The 20350-nt window shown below is 62.4% G+C and carries 19 protein-coding genes, 1 tRNA gene and 1 pseudogene; 9 read left to right on the top strand and 12 right to left on the bottom strand.

Annotation, left to right across the window (positions count from 1 at the left end; genetic code table 11):
• Positions 1–64: 64 nt before the first annotated feature.
• The 6 genes and pseudogenes from OU993_RS08970 to tesB form a co-directional block, all read right to left on the bottom strand.
• The gene (locus OU993_RS08970) at positions 65–865 is read right to left on the bottom strand and encodes an exodeoxyribonuclease III (protein WP_268156309.1); all 801 of its coding nucleotides are present in this window, start codon (positions 863–865) and stop codon (positions 65–67) included.
• 58 nt (positions 866–923) lie between these two features.
• Positions 924–1568 (bottom strand): outer membrane lipoprotein carrier protein LolA, encoded by a 645-nt coding sequence (locus tag OU993_RS08965; RefSeq protein ID WP_268156307.1) that lies wholly within the window; start codon positions 1566–1568, stop codon positions 924–926.
• Positions 1569–1639: 71 nt separating this feature from the next.
• Positions 1640–4329: pseudogene (locus OU993_RS08960) on the bottom strand (DNA translocase FtsK 4TM domain-containing protein).
• A gap of 236 nt (positions 4330–4565) precedes the next feature.
• Positions 4566–5918, bottom strand: coding sequence for an ammonium transporter (locus tag OU993_RS08955; RefSeq protein WP_268156305.1), 1353 nt, complete (start codon positions 5916–5918; stop codon positions 4566–4568).
• Between the two features lie 28 nt (positions 5919–5946).
• Entirely contained in the window at positions 5947–6297 is a 351-nt protein-coding gene (locus OU993_RS08950) for a P-II family nitrogen regulator (RefSeq protein WP_326493829.1), read from the bottom strand.
• 212 nt (positions 6298–6509) lie between these two features.
• Positions 6510–7394, bottom strand: a complete 885-nt coding sequence (gene tesB / locus OU993_RS08945) for an acyl-CoA thioesterase II (RefSeq protein ID WP_268156302.1) — start codon at positions 7392–7394, stop codon at positions 6510–6512.
• Between the two features lie 102 nt (positions 7395–7496).
• On the opposite strand from tesB, the gene OU993_RS08940 reads away from it, so the two are divergent.
• On the top strand, positions 7497–8711 hold the full coding sequence (locus OU993_RS08940; protein ID WP_442792892.1) for a ubiquinone biosynthesis hydroxylase: 1215 nt from the start codon (positions 7497–7499) through the stop codon (positions 8709–8711).
• Positions 8712–8736: 25 nt separating this feature from the next.
• Here OU993_RS08940 and OU993_RS08935 read toward each other — a convergent pair whose 3' ends face one another.
• From OU993_RS08935 to OU993_RS08920, 4 genes are all read right to left on the bottom strand, one after another.
• On the bottom strand, positions 8737–8925 hold the full coding sequence (locus OU993_RS08935; RefSeq protein WP_268156301.1) for a Trm112 family protein: 189 nt from the start codon (positions 8923–8925) through the stop codon (positions 8737–8739).
• Positions 8926–8933: 8 nt separating this feature from the next.
• Complete coding sequence (locus OU993_RS08930) at positions 8934–9602, bottom strand: LON peptidase substrate-binding domain-containing protein (RefSeq protein ID WP_268156300.1); 669 nt, start codon at positions 9600–9602, stop codon at positions 8934–8936.
• A 110-nt stretch (positions 9603–9712) separates the two neighbouring features.
• Positions 9713–10687 (bottom strand): thioredoxin, encoded by a 975-nt coding sequence (gene trxA, locus OU993_RS08925; RefSeq protein WP_268156298.1) that lies wholly within the window; start codon positions 10685–10687, stop codon positions 9713–9715.
• A gap of 54 nt (positions 10688–10741) precedes the next feature.
• The gene (locus OU993_RS08920) at positions 10742–11284 is read right to left on the bottom strand and encodes a prolyl-tRNA synthetase associated domain-containing protein (RefSeq protein WP_268156296.1); all 543 of its coding nucleotides are present in this window, start codon (positions 11282–11284) and stop codon (positions 10742–10744) included.
• Positions 11285–11638: 354 nt separating this feature from the next.
• Here OU993_RS08920 and OU993_RS08915 point away from each other — a divergent pair.
• A tRNA-Gly gene (locus OU993_RS08915) sits at positions 11639–11713 on the top strand.
• 119 nt (positions 11714–11832) lie between these two features.
• Here OU993_RS08915 and OU993_RS08910 read toward each other — a convergent pair.
• Positions 11833–12942 carry a citrate synthase/methylcitrate synthase gene (locus OU993_RS08910; RefSeq protein ID WP_268156294.1) on the bottom strand — a complete coding sequence of 370 codons (1110 nt, stop codon included), beginning with the start codon at positions 12940–12942 and terminating at the stop codon, positions 11833–11835.
• A gap of 92 nt (positions 12943–13034) precedes the next feature.
• On the opposite strand from OU993_RS08910, the gene OU993_RS08905 reads away from it, so the two are divergent.
• From OU993_RS08905 to OU993_RS08880, 6 genes are all read left to right on the top strand, one after another.
• Positions 13035–14225, top strand: coding sequence for a citrate synthase family protein (locus tag OU993_RS08905; protein ID WP_268156293.1), 1191 nt, complete (start codon positions 13035–13037; stop codon positions 14223–14225).
• A gap of 68 nt (positions 14226–14293) precedes the next feature.
• The gene (locus OU993_RS08900) at positions 14294–14845 is read left to right on the top strand and encodes a sigma-70 family RNA polymerase sigma factor (protein WP_268156291.1); all 552 of its coding nucleotides are present in this window, start codon (positions 14294–14296) and stop codon (positions 14843–14845) included.
• The gene (locus tag OU993_RS08895; protein ID WP_268156289.1) at positions 14832–15608 is read left to right on the top strand and encodes an anti-sigma factor family protein; all 777 of its coding nucleotides are present in this window, start codon (positions 14832–14834) and stop codon (positions 15606–15608) included. The genes OU993_RS08900 and OU993_RS08895 overlap by 14 nt, the downstream gene beginning before the upstream one ends.
• A 44-nt stretch (positions 15609–15652) precedes the next feature.
• Positions 15653–16363, top strand: a complete 711-nt coding sequence (locus OU993_RS08890) for a Bax inhibitor-1/YccA family protein (protein ID WP_268156287.1) — start codon at positions 15653–15655, stop codon at positions 16361–16363.
• A 34-nt stretch (positions 16364–16397) separates the two neighbouring features.
• Positions 16398–17048, top strand: a complete 651-nt coding sequence (locus OU993_RS08885; RefSeq protein ID WP_268156285.1) for a DUF2076 domain-containing protein — start codon at positions 16398–16400, stop codon at positions 17046–17048.
• Positions 17049–17229: 181 nt separating this feature from the next.
• Complete coding sequence (locus tag OU993_RS08880; RefSeq protein WP_268156283.1) at positions 17230–17898, top strand: exopolysaccharide biosynthesis protein; 669 nt, start codon at positions 17230–17232, stop codon at positions 17896–17898.
• Here OU993_RS08880 and OU993_RS08875 read toward each other — a convergent pair whose 3' ends face one another.
• The gene (locus OU993_RS08875) at positions 17899–19077 is read right to left on the bottom strand and encodes an aminotransferase (protein WP_268157611.1); all 1179 of its coding nucleotides are present in this window, start codon (positions 19075–19077) and stop codon (positions 17899–17901) included.
• A 170-nt stretch (positions 19078–19247) separates the two neighbouring features.
• Between OU993_RS08875 and speB the strand changes: the two genes are divergently transcribed.
• Positions 19248–20303, top strand: a complete 1056-nt coding sequence (gene speB, locus OU993_RS08870) for an agmatinase (protein WP_268156282.1) — start codon at positions 19248–19250, stop codon at positions 20301–20303.
• Positions 20304–20350 lie beyond the last annotated feature (47 nt).

The raw sequence follows: 20350 nt of genomic DNA, 5'->3' as shown, positions 1-20350 counted from the left end.
GACATAAAAAAGCTTTACCGGGATCGACACCCGATTCCTGCGCGTGTCATGCGCCGCGTTCCGCTCACATCCGGAACGTTGCCGTCACCGGCACATGGTCCGACGGGCGGTTCCAGCCGCGGGCTTCCTTCAGGACCTCGATCTTCTCCAGGAGCGGCCCGAGATCGGGTGACGACCAGATATGGTCGAGGCGGCGGCCGCGATCGGCGGCTTCCCAGTCCTTGGCGCGGTAGCTCCACCAGGTGTAGAGCTTTTCCGACGCCGGCACATGCTGGCGCATCAGGTCCAGCCAGCCGCCCTTTTGCATCACTTCGGTCAGGCCTTCGGTCTCCACGGGTGTATGGCTGACGATCTTCAGCATCTGCTTGTGTGACCAGACATCATGCTCCAGCGGCGCGATGTTGAGGTCACCGACCAGGATCGAGGACACGCCGGGCGCCGAGGCCTGCAGAACCTTCATTTCCTCGACGAAATCCAGCTTGTGGCCGAATTTCGGGTTGATGCTGCGATCCGGCTCGTCGCCGCCGGCCGGCACATACAAATTGTGCAGGCGGATGCGCCGTCCGCCCCGTTCGAAAATCGCCGAGATGTGGCGGGCGTCACCCACGCCGCAATAGTCATGCCGGTGGTCTTCCGTCAGCGGCACCTTGGAGAGGATTGCAACGCCGTGATAGCCCTTCTGGCCATGCAGGATGATGTGCTGATAGCCCATGACCTGCAAGGGCTCGAGCGGGAATTCCTCTTCCCGGCACTTGATTTCCTGCAGGCATAAAATGTCCGGCTGTTCGCGGACGATGAACTGCTCGACGATCGGCAGGCGCAGGCGCACCGAGTTGATGTTCCAGGTGGTGATGGAAAAGCGCATGAAAAAACCTCGACGTGATGCGCCGAGGTTTAAAGGCTTTCAGGCTCAAAGGGCAAGCTCAGAACTTGTGCACTTCGTCGTAGGGGATCTTGAAGACCTTTTCGTCGAAGCGAACGCCGTTCTGCACGTTGTAGATCATCACCGAGGTTTCCTTGTTCTGCAGGTCGGTGATCGTCCACTGGCGCAGGTCATAGGTCTTCGGATCGAACATCATGGTGATCGTGCTGTCGCCAAACACCGTCTTGTTGCCCAGCACGATGGTGGTGAGGTCGGATTCCTCTCGCACGCCGCGCACCATGTTGTCGGAGAGATCGATACGGTCGGCCAGGAGCAGGCTGAGCGGCGTCTTCGACAGCGGATAGAGATCCCAGGTTTTCAACTTGAGATTGCCGATCACCACATTGCTGCCGTCAGCGATGACGCGGATCGGCGACGGGTCCTCGAAATTGAAACGCAGCTTGCCCGGCCGTTCGATGAAGAATTTTCCGCCGGTCTGTTCGCCGCGCGGCCCGAACTGCACGAATTCACCCATCATCGTCTTCACCGACGAGAAGTGATCGGCGATCTTCTGGGCGGCGGCACCGGGTGCACCTTGCGCCAGCGCCGGAAATCCGGTCAGGCCGGCTGCGGCAAAGCCTGCAAGCCCCGCCAGAATGCTGCGACGGCTGACGGGAACGGAACGCGAAAGCGTGAGGTCGTTCATGGTTCAATCTCCTTTGGGCTTGCTATGCCCATCAAAGGCGGCGTCTTCGTGACGGAAACGGCAAGAGGCGGTTATCGTTCGATGATATCCGATTCCGTCGGCACGAGGATTTCGCGCTTGCCGGCATGGTTGGCGGGTCCGATGAGACCCTCCTGCTCCATGCGTTCGATCAGCGAAGCCGCACGGTTGTAACCGATGCCGAGCCTGCGCTGGATATAGGACGTGGAGGCCTTGCCGTCACGCAGCACGATCGCCACGGCCTGGTCATACGGATCGTCGGACTCCGACAGGTTGCCGGTGCCGGCGGGACCTGCGCCATCACCGTCCTCGTCATCATCCGCGGTAATCGCCTCGAGATATTGCGGCGCCCCTTGGGTCTTGAGGTAGGCGACGATGTCCTCCACCTCATTGTCGGAGACGAAGGGTCCGTGTACGCGCTGGATGCGTCCGCCGCCGGCCATGTAGAGCATGTCGCCCATACCGAGCAGCTGTTCGGCACCCTGTTCACCGAGGATGGTGCGGCTGTCGATCTTGGAGGTGACCTGGAAGGAAATGCGCGTCGGGAAGTTCGCCTTGATCGTGCCGGTGATGACGTCGACAGACGGACGCTGCGTCGCCATGATGACATGGATGCCGGCGGCACGCGCCATCTGTGCGAGACGCTGCACCGCGCCTTCGATATCCTTGCCGGCCACCATCATCAGGTCGGCCATTTCGTCGATGATGACGACGATATAGGGCATCGGCTGAAGGTCGAATTCTTCGGTCTCGTAGACCGCCTCGCCCGTCTGGCGGTCGAAACCGGTCTGCACGGTGCGGGTCAGCACCTCGCCCTTGGCAAGCGCCTGTTCCACGCGGCTGTTGAAGCCATCGATGTTGCGCACACCGATCTTCGACATCTTCTTGTAACGTTCCTCCATCTCCCGGACCGTCCACTTCAGCGCCACGACAGCCTTCTTCGGGTCCGTGACGACAGGGGACAGGAGATGCGGAATGCCGTCATAGACGGAGAGTTCCAGCATTTTGGGATCGATCATGATCAACCGGCACTTTTCCGGCGACAGCCGGTAGAGCAGCGACAGGATCATGGTGTTGATGGCAACCGACTTACCCGAACCCGTGGTACCGGCGACGAGCAGATGCGGCATCTTGGCAAGATCGGCGATTACCGGCTCGCCGCCGATCGTCTTGCCGAGCGCCATCGCAAGTTTGGCCTTGGTGGTGTCGAAATCGCGGCTGGCGATCAGCTCGCGCAGGAACACCGTCTCGCGCGTCTGGTTCGGCAGCTCGATGCCGATGGCATTGCGGCCGGGCACCACGGCGACACGCGCGGCAATCGCGCTCATCGAACGGGCGATATCATCGGCAAGACCGATCACGCGCGACGACTTGATGCCGGGCGCCGGCTCCAGTTCGTAGAGCGTGACGACCGGGCCGGGGCGAACATGAATGATCTCGCCGCGCACGCCAAAATCCTCCAGCACGCCTTCCAGCATGCGGGCATTCTGTTCCAGCGCATCGGCAGACAGCGTCGCATCGCGGGCAACCTGTCGCGGCTCTGCGAGAAGATGAACGGACGGCAGCTGGAAACCTTCCGGATCGATGAACGATCCCTGCGCCTCGCGTATCACCCGCTGGCCGGGTTTTGGCGCGGAGGCCGGCGCGACAACGCGACCGGAGGCCTTGCCGGCGAGAGAACGTGCACTGCGCGGGGCAACATCGAAGGGCGGTTCATCATCCGACAGAAGACCGCTCGGCAGCGGGGAGCGCGCATCGGCAAGGTCGTCGTCCTCATCCTCGTCATCGTCGCCCAGGCTGAGCGGCGGCGGGGAGAGACGGCGGCGGGCGGCCATCAGATCCGACATCGGGCTGTCGAGGGACGGCTCCAGGCGGCCGGGCTGGCGCACCTTCGCCCTTACCGGCTCGTTCAACGTGCCGAACTCATCCTCGTTGAAATCGTAAGGTTCGTCGTGGTCGTCGCGCAGGGCCGCCTTCGGTTTGATGCGCATCAGGCGGCGAAAACGCGCCTGGGCGATGTACCAGTAATGCGCCAGCGCACCGAGCGCCAGAAGCCCGGCAAAACCGCCGTCATCATCCTCGTCGTCTTCGATCGGAGACGGCTTGGCCTTGCGTCGCATGGGGGCCGGCATCTCGTCCTCGTCATCCGCCTCCTCTTCCAGCTCCTCATTGTTGAGAAGCCCCGCGGCAAACAGCAGGAAGCCGGCGGCGGGGGCAGGCCGAAGACGATGCCCAGAACGATCGCGGCAATGCCCGTGGGGTAACTGCCGATGAACAGGCCAGGAAAACGCAGGATCATGTCGCCGATCACGCCGCCGATGCCGTTCGGGATCGGCCAGGTCGGCGGCGCTGGAAAACAGCCGAGCGTGGCGGAGGCGAGCAACGTGCCGAACAGCCAGGCGCCGAGCCGTGCCGGAAGACGGGTGACCTTGCGCCCGACGATGAGGGCCAGCGCCCAGGACAGCACCGGCAGCAGGGCCACGAGGCCTGCCAGACCGAGAAACTGCATCATCAGATCAGCAAATACGGCACCGGGCTGGCCGAGCACATTGGTCGGCGCATTGTCGGTCGCATAGGAAAGGCTCGGATCCTGCACGTTCCAGGTGGCGAGTGCGGCCACCGCCAGGGCAAGTGCCATAAAGACGGCGAAACCACACAACGCCAGCACCTGACGCAGCGCAAAGGCCACCAGCGCATGGCGGATGGAATGCTGCGCCATGGCGGCCGAAGTGCTTCTACCCATTCTGTTTCAGCCCGAACTTTTCCGTTGATGCCGCGGTATCCACGCAAGGTCGCAAAGACCACGCACAGACACCCATATTGGAAAAGCCTAACCAAACGAGGTTAACGCGGCTTTAACCACGTGCCTGAGGCAAATCTTTACCAGCGATGAAAAAGGCCCGGCATGACAGCCGGGCCCCTCGGGAGGAAATTCGGATGATCGGGGCCGGCAGCCTGCACTGCCGGTTTTGGTCCAGATCAGGAGTGGTAGGCAGCTTCGCCGTGCGAGGCGAGGTCGAGACCTTCGCGCTCGGCTTCAACCGGTACACGCAAGCCGACGATGATGTCGACAACCTTGTACAGGATGAAGGAGCCGATACCGCACCACAGCAGGGTCACGATCACAGCGTAGATCTGCGTCATCACCTGGCCGCCCATCGTGACGCCTTCGGCATAACCGATGCCGCCGAGCGAGGCGGAGGCGAAGACGCCGGTGGCGATGGCGCCGAACAGGCCACCAACACCGTGAACGCCGAAGACGTCAGCCGTGTCGTCGTAGCCGAACTTGTTCTTCACCACGGAGACGAAGAAGTAGCAGAGCGGCGAAACGAGCAGGCCCATGACGATTGCGCCCATCGGACCGGCAATACCGGCAGCTGGCGTGATGGCGACGAGACCGGCGATCATGCCCGACGCTGCGCCCAGCATGGAGGCCTTGCCGCGCGTGAAGGTTTCGACGATCGACCAGGATACAACGGCAGCGGCCGTGGCGATGAAGGTGTTGACGGTTGCGAGCATCGCACCACCGGAGGCTTCCAGGTTGGAACCGGCGTTGAAACCGAACCAGCCAACCCACAGCATGGCAGCACCAACGAGCGTCAGCGTCATGGAGTGCGGAGCCATCATGTCCTTGCCGTAGCCGGTACGCTTGCCGACCATGTAGGCGCCGATCAGGCCGGCAACACCGGCATTGATGTGGACGACGGTACCACCGGCGAAGTCAAGCGCGCCCCAGCCGAAGAGGAGACCGTTTGCGTCCCAGACCATGTGGGCGATCGGGAAATAAACGAAGGTCACCCACAGCAGGCAGAAGAGCACGGCGGCGGAGAACTTGATGCGTTCTGCGAAGGCACCGACGATGAGGGCCGGCGTGATGGCGGCAAAGGTCATCTGGAACAGCATGAAGATGTATTCCGGAATGACAACGCCCGCGCTGAAGGTGGCAGCCGTGCTGTCCTTCGTAACGCCAGCGAGGAACATCTTGGCGGTGCCGCCGAAGAAGGCATTTTCCGAACCGCCGAAGGCGAAGGAATAACCGTAGATGACCCAGACCAGCATGATGCTGGCGCCGATGATCGTGCACTGCATCAGAACCGACAGCATGTTCTTGGCGCGGACCAGACCGCCGTAGAACAGGGCAAGACCCGGGATGAGCATGAACAGGACGAGGATGGTGGACAGGAACATGAAGGCGGTATCGCCCTTGTCCGGCACAGGCGCGGCAGCCGCAGCGGGGGCGGCATCCTGGGCAAAAGCGATGGCCGGAGCCATCACGGCTGCCGAGGCAGCACCCAGGCGTCCGATCATGGACGAGAACTTGGAAAACGACATTGCGGAAAACTCCCCTGATCAGCCGTGCTTAGAGCGCTTCGGTATTGGTTTCGCCGGTACGGATGCGCACGGCCTGCTCGATCGAATAAACGAAGATCTTGCCGTCGCCGATCTGGCCCGTCTTGGCAGCAGAGGCGATGGCATCAACGGCCTTCTCCACCATGTCGGAGCCAACCGCGATCTCGATCTTCAGCTTGGGCAGGAAGCTGACAGCATATTCCGTGCCACGATAGATTTCGGTATGTCCCTTCTGGCGCCCGTAACCCTTTACTTCGGTCACGGTCAGGCCCTGGATGCCGACAGCCGTGAGGGCTTCACGCACCTCATCGAGCTTGAATGGCTTGATAATGGCCATCACGATTTTCATGTGGTTTCCCATCCTTTGTTGTCTCGGCGCGGGGGCCGACTCTCCTGGCCGCTGGCAGATCGGTGAGCAGCGACTAACCTCGTACATTCAAGGGCCGTGCCAGATTCTCGCCACAAAATAAGTTATTGAAAAATAAACGCTATTAACAATGTTACTAACAGAAATGCAAATGGGCGCCATTTAAGCGCCCATTTTATGTGCAATTTTTCAATTTTGCTCAAATCTCAAGCATCTGCACGTTTGCGAATCAATCCCTCCTGAGCGACCGATGCCACCAGTGCGCCGGAGCGGGTATAAAGCGCGCCGCGGGTCATGCCGCGCGCGCCGGATGCGCTCGGACTGTCCTGCGCATAAAGCAGCCAGTCATCAAGGGCACAGGGACGGTGGAACCACATTGCATGGTCGATGCTGGCCGCTTGAACAGCGGGATCAAAGATCGTCGTTCCGTGTGGGTAAAGCGAGGTGTCGAGCAACGTCATGTCGGACAGATAGGCAAGCACCGCCGCCTGGTAATGCCTGTCATCGGGCACGACCCCGGTGGTCCGCACCCAGATCTGTTGCTCCGGCTTCAGTTTCTCCTCGGAGACATAATGCACGAGATTGACCGGCCGGATCTCGACCGGACGTTTCTGCCCCCAGTAACGCTTCACCATCTCCGGCGCATGGGCAAGGAACATCTCCTGGAACTGCTGTTCCGACATCAGTTCCTCGGGCTGCTTGATCTGAGGGATCGTCGTCTGGTGATCGTAACCCGGCTCCTCGATCTGGAACGAGACGGACATGGCGAAGATCGCCTTGCCATGCTGGATCGCCGTTACCCGGCGGGTGGTGAAGCTCGATCCATCCCGCAACCGCTCCACCTGATAGATGATCGGCACCTTCGGGTCGCCCGGCAACAGGAAATAGGCATGCAGCGAATGCACGAAGCGATCGTCGGTTGCCGTCCGTTGCGCCGCCATCAGCGCCTGGGCGATCACCTGCCCGCCGAACACCCGCTGCCAGCCGACCTGCGGGCTGACGCCTCGAAAGAGGTTTTCCTCAAGTCGCTCAAGATCGAGCGTCTCGATCAATTGCTCCATGGGCGAGAACAGTCGGTCGGCCTGCGGCATTTTTAACAAACTCCGGCGGTAGGAAGCGTCTCACCGATGCTCTATATGTCCCAAGGACCATTCTCAAGTGCAGCAGATTTCAAGAATAGCGGGAGACGAGCAATGCTGGATATGGTGATCGTGGGCGGCGGCTATGTCGGCCTGTCCGTGGCCGTGGCGACCAAGCAGGCGGCACCGCACCTGTCGATCGAGGTGATCGAGGCGGCACCCGAGCACGTCTGGGAAAAGGATGAACGCGCCTCGGCGATCATCGCGGCCGCAACCCGCATGCTGGAGGTGATGGGCCTGTGGGACCAGATCCTTGAGGACTCGCAGCCGATCAACCGCATGATCGTGACCGATTCGCGCACCTCCGACCCGGTCCGTCCCGTCTTCCTGACCTTCGACGGAGAGGTGGAAGAAGGCCGCCCCTTCGCCCACATGGTGCCGAACGTCTCGATGGTGCGGGCACTGCGCGGTGCCTGTGAGCGTCTCGGCATCCGGATCCGCCACGGCGTCTCCGCCACCGGCTTTGCCGCCGGCTCCACCGGCGCAACGCTGACGCTCTCCAACGGCGAAGCGCTTGAAAGCCGCCTCGTCGTCGCCTGTGACGGCGTTCGATCGAAATTGCGCGACATGGCCGGCATCAAGACCGTGCGCTGGGATTACGGCCAGTCCGGCATTGTCACCACGGTCGAACACGAACGGTCGCATGAAGGCTGTGCAGAGGAACATTTCCTGCCGTCCGGTCCGTTTGCGATCCTGCCGCTGAAGGGCAACCGTTCTTCGCTGGTCTGGACCGAGCGCACCGAGGACGCCAACCGGCTGGTTGCCTCCGATGACCTGATCTTCGAAGAGGAACTGCAGCGCCGTTTCGGCCACAAGCTGGGTGCCCTGACCGTCGTCGGTTATCGCAAGGCGTTCCCGCTCGGCCTCACCCTGTCGCGCGCCTTCGTGGCACCGCGACTGGCGCTGGCCGGCGATGCGGCGCACGGCGTACATCCGATCTCCGGCCAGGGGCTCAATCTCGGTTTCAAGGATGTTGCGGCGCTGGCCGAAACCGTCGTGGAGGCCGATCGGCTCGGCCTCGATATCGGCGCACTCAACATCCTGGAACGTTACCAGGCCTGGCGCCGCTTCGATACTTTCCGCATGGGCGTGACGACGGACGTGCTGAACCGGCTGTTTTCCAACGACATCACGCCGATCCGCATCGCCCGCGATTTCGGCCTCGGCGTCGTGGAGCGCCTGCCAAAGCTCAAGTCCTATTTCATTGGCGAAGCGGCCGGCACAAAGGCGAAGGACGCACCGCGCCTGCTGCAGGGCCAATCGATCTGAGGAAGACGAGGGAACGCCGGAGAGATCAGTCCTCGATCCGGCGGGCCTCCGATTCGAGCATGATCGGGATGCCGTCGCGGATCGGATAAGCGAGCCGCGCGCTTTCCGAGATCAGCTCGTTTGTCTGCCGGCTGAACACGAGCCGTCCCTTGCCGATCGGGCAGACCAGCAGTTCCAAAAGCTTCGGATCGACCTTGGCAAGCTTCTCGTCCATCACGGGCCTTACTGAAGAATGGTGTCCGAATCGCCAAAACCGCGCGCCAGCACGATTTCGGTGATGGCAATCAGCGTTTCCGAGCGGGTCTTTAAATCCGGGGCTTCGAGAAGCGCCTGCTTTTCCGCCGGCCCGAAAGGCGACATCATCGAAAGAGAATTAACGAGCGTGCGGTTTCCGGCCCTCTCCACCGCCTCCCAGTCTGCCTCCAGCTTGTTTGCATCGAGATAGGCGCGGAAAACGCGCAGGAGTTCGTGGCGGTCGACCGATCCTTCGTCTTCGTCGCCGGAGAGATCCGTCAGAAACGGCATAAAACGGACGGTGCGATAGGGATGCCCCTCGCCGACCTCTTCCATCACCCGGAACCGGCAGACACCGGTGAGCGACGTGATGTAGCGGCCATCGCCGGTTTCCGCAAAGGAGGTGATGCGGCCGATGCAGCCGACGGCGCTCAGCTGCGGGCGTGCATTGTCGCCCGTCTCGTTCAAGGCCGGCTGAACCATGCCGATCAGCCGGGAACCGGCGAGCGCGGCATCGAACATCGCGAGGTAACGCGGTTCGAAGATGTTAAGAGGCAACTGGCCACCCGGCAGCAGCAGGGCGCCGGACAGCGGAAACACAGGAATGCTTTCGGGCAGGTCTTCACGCTTCAGATAACGTGCATTGCCGACTTGCATGATCTCTCTCCACCAGCAGCGCCGCCCTCGGCAGCCTGCCTCTTATGTGGTGTATTGCAAACGGTTCACAAGGCGGTCGATCAGCCCGCCCCGCAATCACCGGAACAGGGTCACGAAAACAGGATGGACGACAACCGGCGCCGCGCCGAGATCGTTGCCGGATCCTTGGGACCCCAGGTCTCGAAGAACTCCAGCAGCTGACGCCGCGCGCCATCGTCGTCGAAGGTACGGTCCTTCTTCATGACCAGCAGAAGATGTTCGGCGGCTTCGTCGCGCTTGCCCTGAACATTCAGGATCTTCGCAAGTTTCATCCGCGCTTCGTGATGATCGGGATTGAGGGCCAGTTCGTGTTCCAGGGCGACGGGATCGCCGAACTTACGCGCCTCTTCGATCTGCTGCAGCTTCAGCGCGATCGCCTGGATCGGCGCCTGGCTGGCAATCTCCTCCGGCAGCGAGTCCAGCATCTGCTTGGCCCGTGCCGTCTCGCCGAGCGCAATCAGGCAATCCATCATGCCGGCCGCGGCCTTGGCGTTTTCCGGATCCGCCTGCAGGATCGCCGCAAACAGCTGTGCCGCGCCATCGGTGTCACCGGCGGCAAGAAGGCCCTGCGCCTCATCGATCGCCGCCTCGATTTCGGCCGCCTGGTCGGCGCCGGCGGGACCCGCGATCTTGTCGATGAACTGGCGGATCTGGCTTTCCGGCACAGCACCCATGAAACCGTCCACCGGACGGCCATTGACGAAGGCGATCACCGCCGGAATGGACTGGATGCCGAGCTGGCCGGGGATCGCCGGATGGTCATCAATGTTGAGCTTGACGAGCTTGACGCGACCCTGGCCCTCATTGACGACCTTTTCCAGCGCCGGTGCCAGCTGTTTGCAGGGCCCGCACCAAGGCGCCCAAAAATCGACGAGAACCGGCTGGCGGCGCGATTCCTCCAGCACATCCTTGGTAAAAGCGGCCGTGGTCGTATCCTTGATCAGCCCGGCTGCGGGAGCCGAAGCCGCGGAACCGGCACCATAGCTCATCGTTCCGCTCATCTGGCCGCCGTAACCGCCGCCATAGGGATTGTTCGTACCGCTCATGGATGTCTCCCGGGACTGCTTCTCGTCATTCTCGTTCAGCGCAAAGATCGTATGTCAGTCCGTGACTTTCAAGACAAGCGGATCATGGCCCGTCGCCTTCAGAAAACGAAGGAGATCGTCCCGACCGATGGATGTGGTGGCGTCGTTCGTCAGCGGATGGCCGTTGATGATCTCGTGGCGCATCAGTTCTTCATCGAGCACGAAGGTGACCTTGCCACCCGTATCGTTGATCGCACCGAAGACCGTGACCGAGCCCGGAACAACACCCAGATATTCCATCATCTTCTCGGGGCTGCCGAAGGAAACGCGGCTGGAGGCGCCGATCAGCTTGTGCACCGTCTTCAGGTCCACCACCGCGCGCTCTTCCACCGTCAGCACGAAGAACTGGTCCTTCTTGTCCTTGACGAAGAGGTTCTTCGTGTGACCGCCGGGGATTTCGTCCCGCAGGCTTTCCGATTCCGAGACGGTGAAGACCGGCGGGTGGTTTTTCGTCGTGTGCGAGACCCCAAGCTCGTCCAGAAACCGGAACAGCTGCACGGCGGTTTTCGGTTGAGACACGGCCGGTGCCGAAAGAGGGGTCGAAAGGGTATCGGTCATGATGGCGTCTGGCACTTTCACAGCTGGCATGCCCATCTGGCATGGTGGTCGGCGAGGTTTGGCAAGGCGGCGATTATAGGGACGGCAAAGCCTGAACCACAAGCCGCAGAACGGCACGCCGTGGCGCAGACACACGGCCTGAAATACCCGCACAAAGACGACCGGACGCGGCGCCGATTGATGGGTTCCAAATTTTAATAAGCAAAAACAATGCACTACGGGAAAAATCCGCGAATTTTGATTTTCGTGTCATTTCCCTGTTGCATTCAAAAATGAGTTAGGCCATATAGCCCCCGTCGCCGCAACGCAGCGACCCACGGTTCAGCTCACTACCCCGAACCGATGGATTGATGAGCGGGTGTAGCTCAGGGGTAGAGCACAACCTTGCCAAGGTTGGGGTCGAGGGTTCGAATCCCTTCGCCCGCTCCAGTTTTCCAAAATCGCTTCATAACGTGAAAACTGAGGACGCCAGTCCGCGTCAACGCTCTTCTAAATTTTCGACAGACCGCACGGGCGCCGAAGCGCCCGCACGACGTTGTGTCACACTCTCAGTCCGGCATTGGTCCGACATAGCGGGACTGCGGACGAATGAGCCGGCCTGTCTGCTCCTGTTCCAGCACATGCGCCGTCCAGCCCGCCATGCGGCCGGCGGCAAAGACATTGGTGAAACTGTCGCGCGGAAAGCCGACCGCTTCCAGCACCAGCGCGGTGTAGAATTCCACATTGGTCTGCAGCGGCCGCAGCGGTTTCTTTTCCTTGAGCAGCGCGAGCGCGGCAGCCTCGACCTTGCCGGCAAAGGCAATGCGGCCAGCCCCATCCTGAAGGGCCGCCACCGCCGCCTTCAGCACATCGGCGCGGGGATCGCGTACCCGATAGATGCGATGGCCGAACCCCATCAGCCGCGCGCCGCGCGCCAGTGCGTCCTCAAGCCAGCCGGTGATGTTTCTCTCGCTGCCGATCGCGTCCAGCATATCGAGTACGGGGCCCGGCGCGCCGCCATGCAGCGGCCCCTTCAAGGCACACAGACCACCAACGACGGACGAAAACATGCCCGCCTTGGTGGAGGCGATCACCCGGGCGGCGAAGGTGGAGGCGTTGAGGCCATGGTCGGAGACCGTCACCAGATAGGTATCGAGTGCGCGCACCTTGTCGGCCGTCGGCGTTTCGTTGCGCAGCATGCAGAGAAAATCCTCCGAATGGCCACGGGTTGCATCGGGCGGCACCGGCGCTAGCCCCTTGGCCTGGCGGATGATCGCCGCGGTGAAGACCGGAACGGCAGCCACGGCGAGCACGGCATGCGGCGCGCGGGCCTCATCCGGTAGTGCTGCGAGAAGCAGCCGCAGAGCCTCAACGGGACTTAAGGCCCGCAGCCCCGGCAATAGCGGCTGCATCAGGGCAAAGGCCTTTTCGCGCGCCTTGCCGAGCGCGGTGCGGATTTCCGGCGCCTCCATCGGCATGGGCAGAAGATCCCGCCACAGTAGCGCGAGCACCTCCTCGAAGGTTGACGCAGCGAGATCCGCGAGCCGATGGCCGGCAATCACAAGCTCCCCCGCCTGCCCATCCACATGGCTGAGCCGGGTTTCGGCGGCAATCACATCATCCAGACCCGGCGCACTGTGCGCTGCAGTCAGCACGGCCGCGGTTGCGGTTTTCGTCATGGCACATCTCCTCAAGACATCCTGAAAGCTTGAGAATGTTGCGATGCATATATATGGTCAATCTTGATTCATTCAATCAATGTCAGATGATCATGAGCCAGACCGACAAGTTCCTCGATGCGGAAGAGGCCGCCGCCGCGCTGGGTATCAACCGGGCGACCCTTTATGCCTATGTCAGCCGCGGCCTCATCCAGGCGACGGGAGCCGGCGACGATCCACGCCGCAGGCTCTACAGTGTCCACGACATCGAGCAACTGAAGAAGCGCAAGAGCGTCGGTCGCCGTCCGAAGGAAGCCGCCGCGACCGCCCTCGACTGGGGACTGCCGGTGATGACCTCGGCGATCACCCTGATCGACCAAGGCAGGCTCATCTATCGTGGTCAGGATGCGTTGCAGCTGGCCGAGACGGCATCGCTGGAAGATGTTGCGCGACTGTTGTGGGACTGCGGACCGGCCAACCCCTTTGAAGACCGCAAGGCGGCAGCCGACCCCTGGGACGCGGCACTGCTTGGTGCCACCACATCCCTGCCCCTGACGGAGCGCTGCCAGGCACTGCTGCCTTTCGTCGCTGCTGGGCGCATGACCGCCTGGCGGCGCGACAGCCGCCGCCTCTGGCCGGGCGCTGCAGCGCTTGTCCGCAGCATGGCCGCCGCCTGTCTTGGCGTGCAACCGGATACGGCACCCCTTCATGCCTTCCTGGCAAAACAGTGGTCGCTCGAGGCACACGGCGCCGATCTTATCCGCCGCGCGCTGGTGCTGCAGGCCGATCACGAGCTGAACGCCTCCGCCTTTGCCGTCAGGGTTGCCGCCTCCACCGGTGCCTCGCTTGGCGCCTGCCTGAATGCTGGTCTTTCGGCGCTGAGCGGTCCCCGTCATGGCGGCATGACAAGCCTCGTTGAACTCCTGTTCGACGAATTGGAGAAAGTGGGCGATGCCGCAGAAGTGGTGGAGGCCCGTCTTCGGCGCGGCGACAGCATTCCGGGCTTCGATCACCCGCTTTATCCGGACGGCGATCCGCGCGCGTACGGCATCCTGCCGCACCTGCCGCAGGAACGTCTGCGCGGCGATCTTCTCACCGTCATGGAAGAGACGGCCGGCCAGCACCCCACCTGCGATGTGGCGCTGGTGGCGCTCAGGCGAAGTCTCGGTCTTCCGCGCGGATCGGCGCTCGCGCTCTTTGCCATCGCCCGCACCGTCGGTTGGATCGCCCATGCCCTGGAGCAGAAGGATGACGAGCGGTTGATCCGCCCCCGCGCCCGTTACATCGGCCCGATGCCGGCCTGATCCAATTTTTTTTGAAAAAATCGTGCGCGCCACGGAATAAGGTGAACCTCTGCTCCGTATATTGGGGCATGAGCGACAAGAAGCATCCTTTTGATGTTCTGAACCAGCTGGCGGCGCTGCGGCGTTACGCCCGTTCGCTCGTCCGCAACCCGGACGATGCGGAAGACCTGGTGCATGATGCGCTCGTCAAGGCCTATGAGCACAAGGGCACCTTCCGTACGGGCGCGAACCTGCGCAACTGGCTGCTGTCCATCGTTCACAACACCCATATCGATCGGTTGCGCAGCCGGCGCTCTTCCGAGGCCCGCAACAAGGCCGCAGCAGAGCTCAGCGACACCGTTCATCTCGCAGATCCGGATCAGTCGATCCGTCTGAAGCAGCTGCGTGAGGCCTTTTTTGCCCTGCCGGACGAGCAGCGCGATGCGCTGCATCTGGTCGCGATCGAAGGCCTCTCCTACCAGGAGGCCGCCGATGCGCTGTCCATCCCGGTCGGCACGCTGATGTCGCGCGTGTCGCGTGCCCGGGCGCGGCTGCGCGAATTCGAAGAAAACGGCCGCCGGCTTCCCGCTGGCAGCGGCCATCTGAAAATCATCGAAGGGGGACGCGATGACACCCGTTGATCCGATCCAGCCCGCGGATGTGGAAGCCTATGTGGACGACCAGCTGGATGCCGGCCGCCGCATCGAGGTGGAAGCCTACCTCTCCGAGAATCCGGATATCGCCGCCCGCGTGATGGCCGATCTCGCGATCAAGGGAGAGCTGAGGCTGGCGCTCGCCGAAGGCCACCAGCGCCACGGCCGACCCGAGACACGCGAAGCCGCCCGCCGCCTGCAGTCGGCGCTGTCCAGGGGGCGCATCTTTCGCTCGTTTCAGAGGCTGGCCGCAACGGTTGCGCTGATCGCCGTCGGCTGGGGGCTCAGCCAGCAGTTGGGGCCATTCACCGTCTCCAAGGTGGAAGCCTCCGTGCCGCCGCCCGCCTTCGTGGAAGAGGCCTTGCGCGCCCATGGCACGTCGGTTCTTCGCCAGACCATGCCGTCGCAGCAGGAATCCTCCGCTTACGATCCGGCGGAAATCCGTTCCGCAACGGCGATCGTCATGCCGGGGATCCCGAAGGACTGGCAGGTCAGCGACGTGCAGGTCTTCCCCTCCGCCTTCGGGCCGAGCGTCGAGATGGCGATCGTTCGCGACAACGATATCCGCCTGTCCCTGTTTGCGGTGCGTCCTGGCAGCTTTGCCGTGCTGCCGGTCTCGCTCGTCAGGCAGGAACAGGTGCAGGCCTCCTACTGGCAGATCGGCGACGTGGCCTATGCGCTTGTCTCCGACACCGAGGATGCCGTGAACCTGAAGGTCGAGGCCGAACAACTGGCCAAGACCCTTTACTGACACGCAAAGACAACAACCCTGTTCACCTGCAAGAGGAGCACATCATGAACCCCCGCTTCGGATACAATCCGGCGATCCAGTCCCAGGCGGCCTTCGATGAAGGCCTGCGCCAGCACATGCTGCGCATCTACAACTACATGGGTCTTGGCCTCGTCATTACCGGCCTCGTCGCCTTCTTCGTCGCATCGACCCCGGCGCTCTACGTGCCGATCTTCTCGACGCCCTTGAAGTGGGTGGTGATGCTGGCCCCGCTCGCCTTCGTCTTCTTCTTCTCGTTCAAGATCCAGACGATGTCCGCCTCCACGGCACAGATGACCTTCTGGGCCTTCTGCGCGGTCATGGGCCTGTCGCTTGCCTCGGTTTTCCTGGTCTTCACCGGCGCCAGCATTGCCCGCACCTTCTTCATCACCGCCACCATGTTCGGCGCCACCAGCCTCTACGGTTATGTCACCAAGCGTGACCTGTCGAAGTTCGGCTCCTTCCTGATGATGGGCCTGATCGGCGTGGTGATCGCTTCGGTCGTCAACATCTTCCTGGGCTCCAGCGCCCTGCAGTTTGCGATCTCGATCATCGGCATCTTCGTCTTCATCGGCCTGACCGCCTGGGACACGCAGAACATCAAGGAACAGTATGCCGAGAACTTTGACCAGGAGAGCCAGCAGAAGCTCGCCGTCTTCGGTGCGCTGTCGCTCTACCTGAACTTCGTCAACATCTTCCAGCTTCTGCTGAGCCTCACTGGCCAGCGCGAAGAATAACCAGTCCAGTCTCATCCAAAGGAGGACATGATCCATGGACTACAACGACCGCCAGGCGATCGAGGGTTTGTTCGGCAAGCTCTCCCACGTGGAGAGCCAGTCGGGCCCACGCGATGCGGAAGCGGATGCCTTCATCCGTGATCGCATCGCCAGCCAGCCGGGTGCACCCTATTTTATGGCGCAGACGATCGTTGTGCAGGAGCAGGCGCTGAACGAGGCACAACGGCGGATCGAGGAACTGGAATACCAGCTGTCCTCCCGCCCGGCCTCCGGCGGCGGCTTCTTCTCCAGCCTGTTCGGCAGCAATTCCCAGCCGGCACGCCCCGCCCCGCGCGGCATGTCGAGCGGCATGTCGAGCGGCATGGCGGGTGGTATGGTGGGTGGTATGGCAACGGGCGCTCCGGCAGCCCAGCCCTCCCAGCCGCAGGCAGGCCCGCGCAATCCCTGGGGCCAGCAGCAGGCGCAGGGTTTTGGCCAGGGTTACGGCCAGCCGGCCCGCGGCGGCGGCTTTCTCGCTGGTGCGGCGCAGACGGCGATGGGTGTTGCCGGCGGCGTCCTGCTCGGCAACGCGATTGCCGGCATGCTCTCGGGTGACGAAGCCCAGGCCGCCGAAGATCCGGGTGCCGCAGACACCGGCGCCGAGGATGCCGGTGCCGATGTAGGCTTCGAAGAAGACATGTTCTGATCTAGGTTGAGCGAGGGCCGTCCGGTCTTCGCGACCGACCCCCATGATCACCGATGCTGCGGCTCCCGAAACATGTTTCGGGAGCCGTTTTGTATCCACCGTAACGAAATGGCCATGTTTTTATGGCATCACCGACATCATGATTGACCAGTCTGAACTCTGTCCGTTTGCCGGGTAAGCGATGGCACTCCTTTCCGAACCATCGACACCGGCGGATGATGCCCCCTCCCCTGATGACGAACGGGCAAAACCGAAAAGTTTTTCAGCGATCCTGCATGATCTCGCCCATGACGATGCGCGCGAGCGCATTCAGGTGGCGGATCTTCTGGCCGCGATGAAGGACCGCGCCTTCGGCGCCCTGATCTTCATCTTTGCCATGCCGAATGTCTTGCCGACCCCGCCGGGGACTTCGGCCATTCTCGGCATTCCGCTGCTGTTTCTCGCCGCGCAGATGGCGCTCGGCCAGACACCGTGGCTGCCGAAGCTGATTGCCGGCCGCTCCATGCTGCGCAGCGATTTTGCGGTGATGGTCGCCAAGGCAAGCCCCTGGATCGCCCGGGCGGAACGCATGCTGAAACCGCGGCTGACGACCCTCTCGACGCCTGCGGCCGAACGGCTGATCGGCTGTTTCTGTCTCGTGCTGGCGCTCGTGCTTGCCATGCCGATCCCGCTTGGCAACATGCTGCCGGCGCTGGCGCTGTGCATCATCGCCTTCGGCATTCTCGAAAGGGACGGCGTCTGGATCAGCATCGGCGTTGCGATCGGCATCGTATCGTTGTTCCTGGTGGCAGGCGTGATCTATGCCATCATCAAGAGCGCGATCTTCGTGCTGGCCCGGGTGTTTGCCTGATCAGAGCGAAAAACCGTTGAGGCGTTCCGCCAGGCGGTCGATGCCCGCCACATCCGCATTGGCAAAGGCAAAGCGCAGATAACTTTCCTGCTCAGCGCCGAAATAACCGCCCGGTATGCAGGAAACACCGGCCTGTCTTGCCAGCGCTTCCGCAACGGTTGCCGATGCGGTTCCGGTAAACGGATGGCGCACAAAGGCGAAATAGGCGCCGACAGCCGCAAGCTGCCAGTCCGGTACTGCCGCCATGACCCGCTTCAGGGCATCAGCCCGCCGCAAAATCTCCTGACGGTTCTCTTCGCGCCAGTCGGAGAGGATCGGCAGCGCCTCGGCAACCGCGGCCTGGGCCGATCGCGGGGCGCAGATCTGCAGATTGTCCATGATCTTCGCAACCTGGGCAATAAAGGCGGGACCGGCCGTGATCGCCCCCAGCCGGTGACCGGGAATGCAGAAACTCTTGGAAAAACTGTAGAGCGAGACGACGAAATCGTCCCAGCCATCCAGACGGAACAGACCATGCGGAGAAGACCCTGCGATGGGCAGGAAATCGCGATAGGTTTCATCGAGGATCAGCCAGATGCCCTTCGCGCGGCAGAGATCGGCAATCGCCGCCAAGAGGTCCGGCGGATAAACGGCGCCCGTTGGGTTGTTCGGCGAGACAAGCGCCAGCGCCTTCACATCCGGCCGCAGCGCCTGCGCGATCGCCTCGACGGTCGGCAGGAAGCCATTTTCCGCCGCACATTCCACGAAGCGGGTGCGGATGCCGAGCATGGCCAGTGTCGTTTCGTGGTTGAAATAATAGGGCTCCGTCATCAGCACCGCATCGCCGGCACCCGCCACGGCCATCGCCGCGCAGATGAAGGCCTGGTTGCAGCCGGAGGTGATGTGGATGTTTTCGGCAACAAGCTCTGCGCCATACACCTCCGACACATGCGCCGCATAGGTTTCGCGCAGTACCCGCTCGCCCTCGATCGGCCCGTAACCCGTATAGGCCTTGGACGAGGCCGCCTTGCCCAAAATCTCCAGCATGGCCGGATGGGCCGGATAACCCGGTACCGCCTGCGACAGATCGATGAGCGGTCCCTTTGCCCCATCATAAGCACGCGCCCAGGCCTGCACGGAGGGCACCGGCGGCGGAGAAATGCGTTCGATGAGCGGATTGAAGGGCGGCGGCGAGAACATCATCAGGAATGACCGGAAAATCCAAAACTCGCGTGACTAACGGTGGACGTCCGGCAATTGTCAATTGATTTCCGGCAAGCGCTCGACGGATACTGCGCAAACCGAGGGCAGGCTGATGGCATGCACAATACGCATGCAGGACCCTGCGGCATGGCAGATGGAGCACAGACATGGGTTTCGACGCGGAAAAACTGGCGGCCTTGCGGGCCAAATACAGCGAGAGCGCTGGCGGCGAGATCTTCGATCCGGCCTTTGCCAAAGTGGGCGAAAAGATCTTCAAGAACGGCACACGGGCTGCCCCCTATGCCGGCGTTCCGACCTTCCTCTCTGCTCCTTACCTGCCTGTTGAGGCCGACAATCCCGATTTCGAGGACCTGCAGGTGGCGATCACCGGCGTTCCGATGGATCTCGGCGTGACCAACCGGCCGGGCTCGCGTTTTGGACCGCGGGCGCTGCGCGCCATCGACCGCATAGGCCCTTACAATCATGTTCTGGCTTGCGCCCCGGTGCATGAACTGCGCGTGGCCGACATCGGCGACGTGCCCTTCCGCAGCCGCTACCGGCTGGAAATGAGCCATGACGACATCGAAAAGCGATTCAACCAGATCGTCGATGCCGGCATCATCCCGCTCGCCGTTGGCGGCGACCATTCGATCACCCATCCGATCATGAAGGCGGTCGGCAAGAAGGCGCCGCTCGGCATGATCCATATCGACGCCCATTGCGATACCAGCGGTTCCTTCGACCAGACGAAGTTCCACCATGGCGGCCCCTTTCGCAACGCCGTCCTGGACGGCGTGCTGGACCCGACCCGCACGATCCAGATCGGCATTCGTGGCTCGGCCGAATATCTCTGGGAGTTCTCCTATGAGAGCGGCATGACGGTGATCCACGCCGAGGAGGTGACGGGGCTCGGCATTCCGGCCATCATCGAAAAAGCCAAGGCGATTGTGGGCGACGGCCCAACCTATCTCTCCTTCGATATCGACAGCCTGGACCCGGCCTTCGCCCCCGGCACCGGCACGCCGGAAGTGGGCGGCCTGACCACCCGCGAGGTGCTGGAACTGATCCGCGGCTTCAAGGGCATCAACCTGGTCGGCGCCGATGTGGTGGAGGTAGCGCCGCAATACGATTCGACGCACAACACCGCCCATGCCGGCGCGCAGGTGCTGTTCGAACTCTTGAGCCTGATGGTGTTCAGCCCCGCCATCCGCGGCAGGGACTGAGATATTCCCCCTCCTGTCCGTGAACCGGGCAGGAGGTCTTTAGCCGG

It is taken from the genome of Rhizobium sp. SL86, assembly GCF_026672545.1.
Taxonomy (GTDB): Bacteria; Pseudomonadota; Alphaproteobacteria; order Rhizobiales; family Rhizobiaceae; genus Neorhizobium.
This window is presented reverse-complemented; position numbering and strand designations above follow the sequence as displayed.